Annotated in this window: 10 protein-coding genes; 5 read left to right on the top strand and 5 right to left on the bottom strand. The window is 49.4% G+C overall.

What is annotated here, in order from left to right:
- Positions 1–89: 89 nt before the first annotated feature.
- The 4 genes from AC27IB_RS02850 to AC27IB_RS02835 all read left to right on the top strand — a co-directional run bounded on the left by AC27IB_RS02850 (position 90) and on the right by AC27IB_RS02835 (position 2,855).
- Positions 90–1,580, top strand: coding sequence for a sensor histidine kinase (locus AC27IB_RS02850; RefSeq protein WP_487118770.1), 1,491 nt, complete (start codon positions 90–92; stop codon positions 1,578–1,580).
- Positions 1,574–2,269 carry a LytR/AlgR family response regulator transcription factor gene (locus AC27IB_RS02845; protein WP_487118768.1) on the top strand — a complete coding sequence of 232 codons (696 nt, stop codon included), beginning with the start codon at positions 1,574–1,576 and terminating at the stop codon, positions 2,267–2,269. The genes AC27IB_RS02850 and AC27IB_RS02845 overlap by 7 nt, the downstream gene beginning before the upstream one ends.
- Before the next feature lie 87 nt (positions 2,270–2,356).
- Complete coding sequence (locus AC27IB_RS02840; RefSeq protein ID WP_487118766.1) at positions 2,357–2,578, top strand: VF530 family protein; 222 nt, start codon at positions 2,357–2,359, stop codon at positions 2,576–2,578.
- 100 nt (positions 2,579–2,678) lie between these two features.
- Complete coding sequence (locus tag AC27IB_RS02835) at positions 2,679–2,855, top strand: hypothetical protein (RefSeq protein ID WP_487119013.1); 177 nt, start codon at positions 2,679–2,681, stop codon at positions 2,853–2,855.
- On the opposite strand, the gene nhaC is transcribed toward AC27IB_RS02835, so the two are convergent.
- The 3 genes from nhaC to AC27IB_RS02820 form a co-directional block, all read right to left on the bottom strand.
- Positions 2,852–4,339 (bottom strand): Na+/H+ antiporter NhaC, encoded by a 1,488-nt coding sequence (gene nhaC, locus AC27IB_RS02830; protein WP_487118764.1) that lies wholly within the window; start codon positions 4,337–4,339, stop codon positions 2,852–2,854. The two genes, AC27IB_RS02835 and nhaC, sit on opposite strands and share 4 nt — an antisense overlap.
- Before the next feature lie 217 nt (positions 4,340–4,556).
- Positions 4,557–6,524 (bottom strand): glucans biosynthesis glucosyltransferase MdoH, encoded by a 1,968-nt coding sequence (gene mdoH, locus AC27IB_RS02825; RefSeq protein WP_487118762.1) that lies wholly within the window; start codon positions 6,522–6,524, stop codon positions 4,557–4,559.
- Positions 6,505–8,019 (bottom strand): OpgD/OpgG family glucan biosynthesis protein, encoded by a 1,515-nt coding sequence (locus AC27IB_RS02820; RefSeq protein ID WP_487119005.1) that lies wholly within the window; start codon positions 8,017–8,019, stop codon positions 6,505–6,507. The genes mdoH and AC27IB_RS02820 overlap by 20 nt, the downstream gene beginning before the upstream one ends.
- A 525-nt stretch (positions 8,020–8,544) precedes the next feature.
- Between AC27IB_RS02820 and AC27IB_RS02815 the strand changes: the two genes are divergently transcribed.
- Positions 8,545–9,093, top strand: a complete 549-nt coding sequence (locus tag AC27IB_RS02815; protein WP_487118760.1) for an outer membrane beta-barrel protein — start codon at positions 8,545–8,547, stop codon at positions 9,091–9,093.
- A gap of 113 nt (positions 9,094–9,206) precedes the next feature.
- On the opposite strand, the gene AC27IB_RS02810 is transcribed toward AC27IB_RS02815, so the two are convergent.
- Positions 9,207–10,592: a M16 family metallopeptidase gene (locus AC27IB_RS02810; RefSeq protein WP_487118758.1), complete on the bottom strand. Its 1,386-nt coding sequence runs from the start codon at positions 10,590–10,592 to the stop codon at positions 9,207–9,209.
- A 2-nt stretch (positions 10,593–10,594) separates the two neighbouring features.
- The gene (locus AC27IB_RS02805; protein ID WP_296049157.1) at positions 10,595–12,067 is read right to left on the bottom strand and encodes a M16 family metallopeptidase; all 1,473 of its coding nucleotides are present in this window, start codon (positions 12,065–12,067) and stop codon (positions 10,595–10,597) included.
- Positions 12,068–12,227: the final 160 nt, after the last annotated feature.

Here is a 12,227-nt window from a genome sequence, read left to right as displayed (position 1 = left end):
AAATTGCGTAGGTTCATCATTCGCAGCGTGTGTGAACCGCCTCTTTCAGGCAGGCTTTACTCGCATTACTTACACAAGGGCTCAGTAACATGGTGGTTAACTTGCGCAATAACAGTTTGGCACTGCTACCTATTTTTGCCGCTCTGTTACTGGAAGCGTCCATTCGTTTTGTTTCATACCAACAACCACAAGCCGGTGTTTACCTGGCAATCCACGCGCAACTGCTGCTGGAGATGCTACCGTTTTTTGTCGGTCATTATCTGGCGTGGAAACTCACTGGCAAACAAGCGCTGTTGGTCTGGACTGCCGGCTTTATCGGTTATCCGCTGTTATCCAATATTCTGGCGCATACCAACAGTGCCTATGGCCAGTGGCAGTTGCTGGAAATACAGGGCGTATTGCTGGGTATTGGCGCCAGTGTATTGTGGTTTATACACCACTTTTATGGACGGGTTAAACAAGGGCCCCGGCGCTGGCTTTCTCACCTGCTATCGCTGGATACCATGGTGGCGTTATGCTTGTTTATCTGGTCGTTTACCATGGCTGGCGTGTTTCTTTATACCAAAGATCCCATGGTCAATCAGCCACTGCAGATGATCATCGACTTAGGCCAGGTAGCAAGTGAGTTGCCGCTTTTTATGCATTATTTCTGGCAGTTCAGCCTGATGGCACTGGTGTTGTTTGGGGTATATGGGTTTAACCGTTATGTGCTGATCCGCCATTTACTGGCAGTGCATGGCTTACTTCCCTTTCTGGCCGGTGGATTGGTGTTTATACTTCTCTTTAGTGCGCCTGTCAGCGCTCTGCTACTGCTTATGCCGCTCAACAACATAGTGGAATTCACCTTAATTGCATCGGAAAACCACAACCCTTTTGACCCCTTTAACTATCAGTTTACCTTTTGGTTGCTGGTGTTCAGCACGCCTATTATCCTGGCCTTTGAGCGCAAATCACAAGATGCCCGACTAGCGGATATTGCCCGCCGACAAACCCGTACCGAATTACAACTGCTACAGCAACAGGTGAACCCCCACTTCCTGTTCAATACGCTGAATAATTTGTACGCGCTATGCCTGGAACGCTCGCCACAGGCACCGGACATGGTGGAAAAGCTGGCCGGACTGCTGCGCTACTCCGTTTATCAGGGGCAGAAAGAGCAGGTATCCCTGGCCGACGACATTCACTATTTGCAAGACTATCTGGCCCTGCAATCCCTGCGCTTTACCGGTGACTGCCAGTTTCACTGTGCGTGGCCTGAGCACCCCGAGCGCTGGCAACTGCCACCGCTGTTGCTAATTATTTTGCTGGAAAATGCATTTAAACACGGTATCGAAAAAGCCGCCAAACCCTGCGAACTTAAGTTAACACTCACTCTCAACAACAACCTTCTGATATTTGAATGTGAAAATCCGGTAGTGCAAGATGGACATATTCAGCCCGACAAAGGCAACAGCGGGCTCGGTCTTGAAAACCTACAGCGTCGGCTAAGCCTGCAGTTTGCCAACCGTCACGAGTTAATCAGCGAACAGCGCGGCGCTACCTGGTACACCCGCCTGCAAATGGAGCTGGCACCATGCTAACAGCGTTGATTGTGGATGATGAGCCTCTGGCGCATAAAGTGATTTTGCATCACCTCGCCATTCACCCGGATATGCAGGTGGTCAAGCAATGCTATAGCGCCACCGAAGCGCTGGCCTGGTTAGCTTCCAACAACGCAGATCTGCTGTTTCTCGACATCAATATGCCCCAGCTAAACGGCATGGACATGCTGACCGTAATGGCCAACCGTCCCCAGGTAATTATTGTGAGCGCCTATGAAGAATTTGCCCTGCAGGGCTTTGAACTGGATGTCACCGATTACTTATTAAAACCGGTCAGTGCAGAACGCCTCACCGCGGCACTGGCTAAAGTGCGCCAACGTAGCGCTTTGGTACAACCTTCAACGTCCCCCCAGGAAATCGTAATAAAAGTAGACCGCGAGCTACGCCGCATAACACTAAGTGATATCACCTATCTGGAAGCCTATGGCAACTACGTAAAAGTGTGGCAGGGCGATGCCATGCTACTGGCCAACAGCACCTTAAAGAAGCTGCTGGCAGAACTGCCCGAGCAGGCCTTTACCCAGATCCACAAATCTTTTGTGGTCCGTAATGCCTCGGTTATCGGTAAAGACAGCGATTCTGTGATGCTGGATAATCAAATGCGACTCAAAGTGGGTAAATCATTTAAGTGTGAACTGAACAGGCTGTTGCCGCTAGCCGCGAAATAAACCTGCTAACAAACTCTCATCAGGGCTTTCCAGACCATCATGTAAACGCGATAATAGTCATAAGATTATCCTTACAGGGCATCCACTTTGAACCAACAACCCAATAATCCGTTACACGGCCTGACGCTGGAAAAGATTCTTACTCGCTTGCAGCAACATTACGGTTGGGAAGGCCTGTATCAGCAAGTCAGAGTCAATTGTTTTAATAACGATCCGTCGATTAAATCGTCGCTAAAGTTTTTACGCAAAACGCAGTGGGCCAGGGATAAAGTGGAAGCGCTGTATCTGCATACATTCAGTGATGGTTAAACAGCGACTTATTGCAGAAAGCCCGGAGCTTAAAAGTGAATTTATCTGCGACGTTAGAGCAAGCACTTAAAGACAAGCTCAAGAGTGTTGAAGCAGAGAAATGGAAACAAGAAAATGTGGTTCTCTGGAGCAATACAGAGATTTGCTTATCGACGCGATAGGCTTCGCGATTTCTGGTTACAAACTTACCCGGCATGTCTTCACCGCCGGGTTCTTCACACATCATGCCATCTTGGGTAACGATAAACTTACCGCGCTATACCTTGTTACGTCCTAGTTCGCCACCGGTGTACCGTCGTCATTAAACTTGGCGATATCAGCGCCTGATGATTCCCATTCTTCGCGTTCCTCGTCGGTTGCTTTGGGCGAATACCATCCCAAGTAGGCATAGGCTATGCCTATTAACGGCGCCGTCCAGCAAGCAAAGGCCAGGGGAATGTACAGTAAGTTCTCTAAACTATCGCCAGCAATGCCAAGACCAAGGGCCGAGATAACAAACGCGCCACCGGCATTCCAGGGGATCAGGGGCGACATTAATGTGCCCCCTTCCTCAATGCCTCGCGACAAGTTCAACGTTGAATACCCCATACCGCGATAAACAGGCGAAAACATTCGCCCGGGTAATGCTACCGATAAATAGGGGTCACCCGCCACCAGATTGGTGGTAAACGCCGTACCTACCGAGGCAACCTGGGTACCGGCAAAGGTTTTCACTTTGCTCTTAATGGAATTAATGATACTGCGCAGGCAGCCTGTAGTTTCCAGGGCACCACCGAAACTTAACGCAATGAGTACTAACGAAATAGTCCACATCATGGATTGAATACCACCACGATTAAGCAGGTTGTCTATTTCGCTGATATTGGTTTGAATGCTATAGCCGTTATTGGCGTAATCAAACACTGATTGCAGGCTTTGCCCTTGTGTAACCATGGCAAACGCGCCGCCAACAATGACCCCTGCAAATAATGAGGGGAGTGGCGGGAATTTCTTCAGCGCCAGTACCATTACCACTAAAGCAGGAAGCAAGGCCCAGGCAGAGATATAAAAATTACTGTCTAACGCCGCCGTAATCCCTTCAATTTTTTCAAACGACACGCTTTGGGTATCAATGACAAAATAACCGACCCCAATGTAAATAAGCAAAGCAATGACCATGGCGGGAATAGTGGTCGCCATCATATTTTTAATGTGTGAAAACACATCGGTGCCGGTGACGGCCGGAGCAAGATTAGTGGTGTCAGATAGTGGCGAGACCTTATCGCCGAAGAACGCGCCGGAGACGACCGCACCAGCGGTCCAGTAAACCGGAATATCAAACCCGTCACCAATGCCCATTAATGCCAGGCCAACGGTTCCGACACTTCCCCAACTGGTGCCGAGCGACACGGCTACCACCGCGCATATCACCATGCCAGCCGCCAGAAAAATCTCGGGGGATAATGTTTTTAAGCCGTAGTAAATAATGGTCGGTACCGTTCCGCTGGCAATCCATATCCCAATGATCATACCCACCACAATCAGTACACTTACTGAGGGTAAAGCCACATGGATAACTTTGAAAATACCGGTGCGAATATCTTCCCAGCTAAGCCCCAGGTAAATCCCCACAAAGCTGGCCAACGCCACCCCAATTGCCAGCGGAATATGGGGTTCGAATACACCGAAGTAAAATATCTGCGTGCCCAGAATAATCAGTGTCAACACAACAGGTGTTAGTGCGAGTAATAGCGATGGCGTACTTTGCTGCCTCTCTTCCATACTGCCTCCATTCATTCTAAAGCGGGTGAGCTGAGTGAACCTCCGGGTACAATTTAAGCTGGGAACACCGTTTTTTTAACCCCGTACTTTATACAAAACTACAAGTTAGCTACGCGGCGTCGCGCGGAATAGATCGGAATAGACGACAACCACCACAAATAAGGAACATTACAGCCTTAACAAAAAGCCGTCATACGACGGTTTTTAGTAATAGTTATCAGGCTGCCTCAGGCGCCAAAGGCCCACGAGGTTCAGGGTGAGCACTGAAATCCTGGATCACCATGGGCTCCCAGCGGCTTTCTGGTAATGCAGGCACCGGCGCTTTAACATTGTTAGATTCACTTTGGCCAATATTCGCCATACCAATCCGTACCCGTTTTAACGCGCGGCATTCGTTGATTTCGTCCTGAATCACAAAAATACCACCGCGCATAGCTGCCCGGCCAAGACCAAGGCTTGAGGTAATCCGAATCAGCGGGGCTGCCAGAATGAGTCCGATTAGTACCGGTAACAGCCAGATAAAAAGAGCCGGTGTGTAGATGAAAGTGGCTGCGCCCCAGGCTAAAGCGACGATAGTCGCAACCTTTGAACGTTTAAGTGAGTCCATCCACGGTACCATGCTGCCTTCACGGGCCTGTGCTTCCCACTTCACCGAAATGCCAGCAAATACACTGATCACAAAGTAGCTGTGGTAGAACATCATCAGCGGTGCAATAAGAATGGCCATGGCCAGCTCCATTACGCCGCCTTTAATTAAGCGCCACGCACCACCAAACTCGTCTCGACGTTGAATTAACGCAAGAATAAGACCGAGTACTTTAGGCATGAATAACAACGCTGCAGTCCCCCACATGGTGGCCACCATTAACCCCTGTCGGGCAATTTGCCAGTCCGGGAATAACTGATATTCAGCGGTGAAGAACTCTACCGGCGTAAGTGCGCGGTATAAGGCATCGGCGGTACCAAATGCCAACACCAGCAACAACAGCAACGAAGAAATATAAGCAAATGCACCAAACAGAAAATGCAGACGGTTAGTTGCCTTTAAGCCTTTTACACCAAGTAATCCCAAATGCTGAATATTGCCCTGTACCCAACGGCGATCGCGGGTAGCGTATTCAATCATGTTAGACGGTACTTCCTCGTAACTGCCGGTGGTGTCCGTTAACAAGAAACACTGCCAGCCAGCACGGCGTAATAAGGCCGCTTCCACAAAGTCATGACTTAAAATATCGCCACCAAAGGGCTCTTTGCCTTCCAGCGTTGGTAATCCACAGTGCTGCATAAAAGGCTCCACGCGGATAATGGCATTGTGGCCCCAATAGTTAGCACTGTCGGTTTGCCAGAATGACAAACCGGTTGCCAGCATCGGGCTGTACAGATGCGCTGCAAACTGCACAAACCGGGCGAAGAAGGTGTGCTGACGCACCGGCATAGGAATGGTCTGTACCAGCGCCGTGTCCGGGTTTTGCTCAATGCGATAGGCTAAATCGTTCATGCGATCGCCCGACATAATACTGTCGGCATCCAGCACAATCATGGCTTCATAGCGATTACCCCAGCGCTGGCAGAAGTCGGCCAGGTTACCTACTTTACGGCCGGTATTTTTTTCGCGACGACGGTAAAACACCTGACCGCTTTTATCGCCCAAGCGAGCAGTTAGCGCTTCCCAGGCGGCCAGTTCGGCCTCAGCCATTTCCGGCTTGGTGGTGTCACTGAGCATGTAAAAGTCATATTGCTTGCCGTTATCGGTATCCAGCAGCTCGCGCACACAGGCCTCAAACCCCACCATAATACGGCGGGTGTCCTCGTTATACACCGGCATCACCACCGCGTGGCGCTTGGTTAACGGGGCATCGGTACGCGGTGCGGGTAGCGCTTTGCGCAGACTGAGCGGATCGATATTAAACAGCTTTAGCACAAAGCCGATTACGGCTGTCCAGAATGACATCGCCAACCACAGAAACAGCATCATACTTAATGCCAGCTGGGCGATTTCCATTTCGGTTAAGCGGTTTGGTGAAAAGATTTCATACAGGCTCCACCCGGCTAAAGCTGCGGTGGGAATGGCCAGAATCGCCATTATGGATAATCGTACGCCTGATCCCCACGCCCGTAATACCGGCGTTGCCTTTGGAGTACTGCCTTCAGAGTCCGAGTGAGTTTTATTTTGCATGATAGACATAGTTCCATACCTCACTGACACGTTGGTTTTCTTGATGAATGTAAAGACGCATATCCGCTGGCTGACCGGCCTGCGGGGTTAGCAAAAAGGTAGCGCGCAATAATTTGCCGTTGTTAACCGGGAACACGCGCGCTTGCTGAATCTGCCCCTGGTTGGTGGTAGCTGTGAGGTTGAGCATCTCAGGAGCAATGCTCATGCCTTCAGGTACCTTAAAATCAATGGAAAAGCGGCGGGTTTGTGACTCTTGCGGCTCTTCGCCCGGTAATACCGTTGCGCCCTGGCGCGTACGAACAACCGTCGCTAAGTCGCTGTTGCGGGCACCAGTTACCGTTTCAAGCTGGTAAGCAAAATAGCGACTCTCACCTGCCACAAACGGCGCTTCAGGTACCCAGTAAGCCACAATGTTGTCATGGGTTTCAGATTTAGTGGGGATTTCCACTACTTCCAGACGACCTTTTTCAAAACCCGCCTGTGGTGTTACCCATAAACCCGGACGCTGATGATAATTAGCTTCGCCGTCAAGGTAGCTGGCGAAGTCGGTGTCGCGCTGCATTACACCAAACCCTTTTGGCGCACTGTCACTCATAGACGTGATTTGCAGTTGCGAGGGGTTGGTCAGCACACGCCAGATTTGTTCGCCGTTTTCGGTGATCATATTCACGCCATCACTGTCGTGTACTTCCGGACGATAGTCATCGGGTACCACGGCGGTGTTTTCACCGTATAAAAACATACTGGTGAAAGGGGCAACGCCAAGCTTGGCAACGTCTTCGCGGGCGAACAACCAGCTTTGTACCTTAACGTTGGTCTCGTCACCCGGGGTAATAATAAATTTATACGCTCCGCTTACCGAAGGGCTCTCCAGGCGGGCATAGATCATCATGGGTTCACCCTGACCCGGCTCAATTAACCAGAACTTGGTGAAGTGTGGAAATTCTTCTCCTTCAGGCAGGCCAGTATCGATAGCCAGACCACGCGCTGAAATGCCGTACACGTGCTCTTTACCAATCAGGCGGAAATAAGAAGCGCCCAGGAATACGGCAAATTCGTCTTTGTATTGTTGATTTTTAATCGGGAAGTGAACACGAAAACCGGCATAGCCATTGTCATCGTCGGTTTCCTGTGCCAGCGGAGCTGCATTACCGTCGTAACGGAAGGCTTCACGGTCGAAAGGAAGTCGGTTTGGCTGATTATCGGCACCAATGGTATACACAGTAACCGGCTGCTGATACAAAAAGCCGGGGTGGAAAAACTGCACTTCGTAGGGATTCTCACCACGCCATAAGCTCTTGTCGGCTTTAAATCGGATTGCACGGTAAGTTTGGTAATTCATTTCTTTTAACGCGTCTGCCAGCTCATGATCGTCTGTTTCATAAGCCTGAGTGGCCGACTGGCGCGCTTCTTCAATTACGCTGTTTAAAATAGGCGCCGATTCCGGCGGCAGGTTTTGCGCCGAGATTTCCTCGGCCTGAGTTACCGCCGCGCCACACAGCATAAGAATGACGCACGCAAAAGTGCGAACAGAGTAAACGATTGTGCGATCACTGAAAACCGGACCGCCGGCTGTTAAAGCAGCCAGATAATGAGGGAAAAACCGTTTGGTTGGTGGCATTGCTATCTCCATTTGATTCAAAGCAGCCAGAAAAACTACAGTGACTAGAGCAAATGCCGATCCAACCTTGTTACTTTGCACACAAATTAAAATAAAAACATTATTTATTAGAAGGTTAGAGGTTAAATTAATTCATAATGAGTATAACTGTTCAAAAAACACACTGTGAAAATTATACTTTAGGCTAATCGGGTGTAGGTATTTAGCAACACTTTTCACAAAACACTTGTTTAAAAATCAACCTAAACACCACTCCAACCTTTTCGAAAAAGCGCCCTCAAAAATATATAAACACCTGTTTAATAAGCATTAATTTGCTTTTATTTAACTTATTTTTACACCTTGGCCCAATGCTTGCGATAGTCCTGACAGCAAAACGCTTTATGTTTTTTCTTAAGGAGTACCACGATGAAAGCATCTTCAATTATCGTCATCACCGCGTTGTCGGCTTCCATGTTTTCGCTATCAGCCGCTGCTGATACGCCCGACTGGCGCTATGTAGAAGGCGGTTACCTGAGCTATGACGGCGATGGTGGCTTCGATCCGGACGGTTTACAGGTTAATGGGAAGTATTTACTCGATCCCAACTTTTACGTGAACGGCGAGTTTGGCTGGGCAGAGACCGGCAACATTGATTTCACCACTCTGACTCTCGGTGGTGGTTATCGCTTAGCTTTAAATAGCACGACCGATGCCTATGTTGGCGCAAACTTCGAACGCATTGATGCGGATTTTTACGATGACAATGGCTACAGCCTGAATGCAGGGGTACGCAGCATGTTAACACCTGAGCTTGAACTCAATGGTGAGCTGGGCTACCTGGATCTGGACGACGGCGACATTACCCTTAAAGCCGGTGCCTATTACTACTTCAACCCGCAATTTGCGGTAGGTGCCAATTATGAATTTATGGACGACGCGGATGTATTTCAGCTTTCTGCCCGTTACGCGTTTTAAGTAGCAGTTTACGCTCTGCATACAAGGACGAGGCGGGGCTTTTTATACCTCAGAAGTAAAATGCCGGATGTGGGATCCGGCATTTTTTTGTTTTGCTAAGCGTTGTCTTGCGCCTACTGGTAGGCTTCTAAGGCTTTAACCTCTTCTAACTGAGGCGTGACCGTTGCCGTATCGCCCACAATGGTCAGATGCATCCTCGAACTATCCAGATATTGCCGGGCAATATTGCTGACTTCCTCTGGCGTCACACTATGCACATTCTTAACGTAGTCAGTAAGATAACTCTTATCCAGACCATGGAGTTCTAAAAAGGCCAGTTGCGAAATAATCGCGCTACGCGAGGAGTTGCGCAGCACAAATATACCCGCCATGTAATTTTGCACGCCTTTAAGCTCTTCTGCCGACGGCGCTTCACCAGACAATAATTCAATTTCTTTGAAGATTTCCACCAGCGATGCGCCGGTAGCTTCGGCGGTAACATCTGCGCCTTCATACCACACAGCACTGCCTACCCGGTCGATTACGGCAGAACGCGGCGAATAGGTATAGCCTTTATCTTCACGAATATTGGTAGTAATGCGGCTGGAAAACGCGCCGCCCAGCAGCGTATTCATGACGCTGAGCTTAGTGTAATCCGGGTGCGTTGCATCCACTGCGGTTAACCCCAGACGCAGCGTAGACTGCGGGGCACCTTCACGTTCAATCAATTCAAGGGTTGGGCCGGGTTTGGTGAGCACCGTTTTCGCCGTGCGGCTATCACCCTGCTGCCAATCTGCAAACGCTGCTTTAACGGCTTTACTGACGGCCGCCTGATCAAATACACCAGACACATACAAATGACTGCGGTTCGGCACAAAGTTCGATTTAATAAAGGTTTTTGTGTCTGCCACCGTCACCGCCGAAAGGCTTTCAGCGGTGGGATATAAACGGCCATAAGGGTGATTACCGTAAATCGACTGATAAAATGCTTCGGTAGCAATGGCCGAAGGGTTGGATTTTTGCACGGTGAGGTTACGCTGGCTGTCAGTTTTAAGACGCGCCAGATCAGACTCGGCAAAACTGGCGTTCATCACCATATCGGCTAACACACTCACTGCATCCGGAGTAAATTCGCCGAGTACATCCATGCCAATAAAGCTGGAGTCCATACCCACGCTGGTAGCGATCTCGCCACCCATACTGGCAACCGCTTCGGCCAAAGCTTTGGCTGACTGACTGGTGGTGCCCTGGCGCAACATGTCGAAGCTCAGGTCGGCTAACCAGACTTGTTCACCGTCATCAATATTACCGGAATTGGTTACCAGTCTGACCGTGGCTTTAGGCGTGCTGCCATAAGGAATAAACGTCACTTTCAAACCATTTTCTAACGTCATTTCCTGGGTCACCGGCACGGTAAAATCACCCGGCGTTCCACCAGCCGGGGGCATTTCTTTAGCATTCACCGATAAAGTCAGTACTGCGATCAACGAGGAGGCCAGCAATGTTTTTACTAATTTCATGGTTATTCTCCCTGAGCCGTTGATTCGTTAGCCGGTGCTTCGCCGGGGGTAACGGTTAGAATGGTACGATTGGTAGGGCGCAGATAGTCCTTTACGGTTTGCATTATGAGTTCTGGGGTGACCTGTTTAAAGTTGCCTTCCAGCTCATTAATTTTTTGCGGTTTATCATCAAACAAAGCAAAACTGGCCAGCAAATCGGCACGACCAAAGCCATAAAAACCATCAATGGAATCAAACAGGCTGGAGCGGATCTTCACAATTGCCCGGGACATTTCTTCTTCGCTGAGCGGCTTTTCCGCCAATTGATTCACCACAGAGTCGATGGCACTGGTAATGGATTCCTGACTCACGGTGTCATCATGAGTAAACGAACTCATCCACAGCATCGGGCCGTTATAGTTAAACATATTACCCAGCAGGTAGTTGATACCACCGCCCACACTGCCGGTAATCTGTTTATTCTTTACCAGTTCCTGATACAACAGACTGTCTTCACCCTGTACCAGGATCTGGTCGATAATACCCATAGCATAGTATTCAGGAGTATCCCGCGGCGGCATCTTATAAGCAAAGGCATAAGCGGGTTTAGGCGCCAGCTTGTCGTACTTATTGAAGACCTTTTCTTTTTCCTGGCGTAGCTCAGATAAATCTGGTTGAGGCGCAATCTCAGCCGCCGGAATATCACCAAAGTACTTCTCGATCAGGGCTTTTGCTTCAGCCACATCGATATCACCCACCACCGCCAGCGCAGCATTATTGGGCGCGTAATACATATCGAAAAACGCGTCGACGTCTTCAAGATTGGCCGCATCGAGGTCGGCCAGATCGCCATAGAAGTTATGCGCATTATACCAGTTATTGTAGGCGTACTGGGGCATATCCAGCCACGGGAAACCGCCATAAGGCTGGTTAAGTACGTTGACTTTAACTTCGTTTTTCACCACGCCCTGCTGGTTGGTGAGATTATCCTGGGTGATGGCCAGCCCTTTCATTCGATCGGCTTCTGCCCATAAAAAGGTTTCGAGTTTATGCGCGGGAACAATCTCAAAATAGTTGGTAAAGTCAAAACGGGTAGAGCCGTTGAGCACGCCGCCGTTGTCATTGACTAACTGAATGAATTCCATTTTGCCGAGATTTTCTGAGCCCTGGAACATCATGTGCTCAAATAAATGGGCGAAGCCGGTGCGGTCTTTGGGTTCGTTACGAAAACCGATGTTGTAGTACACGGCAACGGTTACGGTGGGCGCGGTCTCGTCTTTGGATAAGACCACTTTCAGACCATTATCGAGCGTGAAGTATTCCACCGGAACATTGTAATCGACGTTCATATCAACGCCGCTGGCGGCATCGGCAATGGTTTTGGCATCGGGCATATCTGCCGCGCTGCTGGTCTGTGCATCGTTCTGAGCCGGTTGACTACAGCCAAATAGCCAAACAGACATGACGCCCGCTGCAATAACAGAGAGTTTTCTCATAGTGTTCTCTTGTGTCGTTAGAGTTGGGATGGTTAGCAAAACCCAGTGCCATTAACCGGCATGAGTTTGTTTTTATTAATCCCAGCATGCGCGCTGTTTAAAGATTGGTCAACACTCTGACATACTTTGAAAAGATTTTGAGGTTTTACAGACTCTCGAC

It is taken from the genome of Alteromonas sp. 4NH20-0104, from assembly GCF_057547795.1.
Note: the sequence above shows the minus strand (reverse complement) of the source record. Positions and strands in the feature narration are given on the sequence as shown.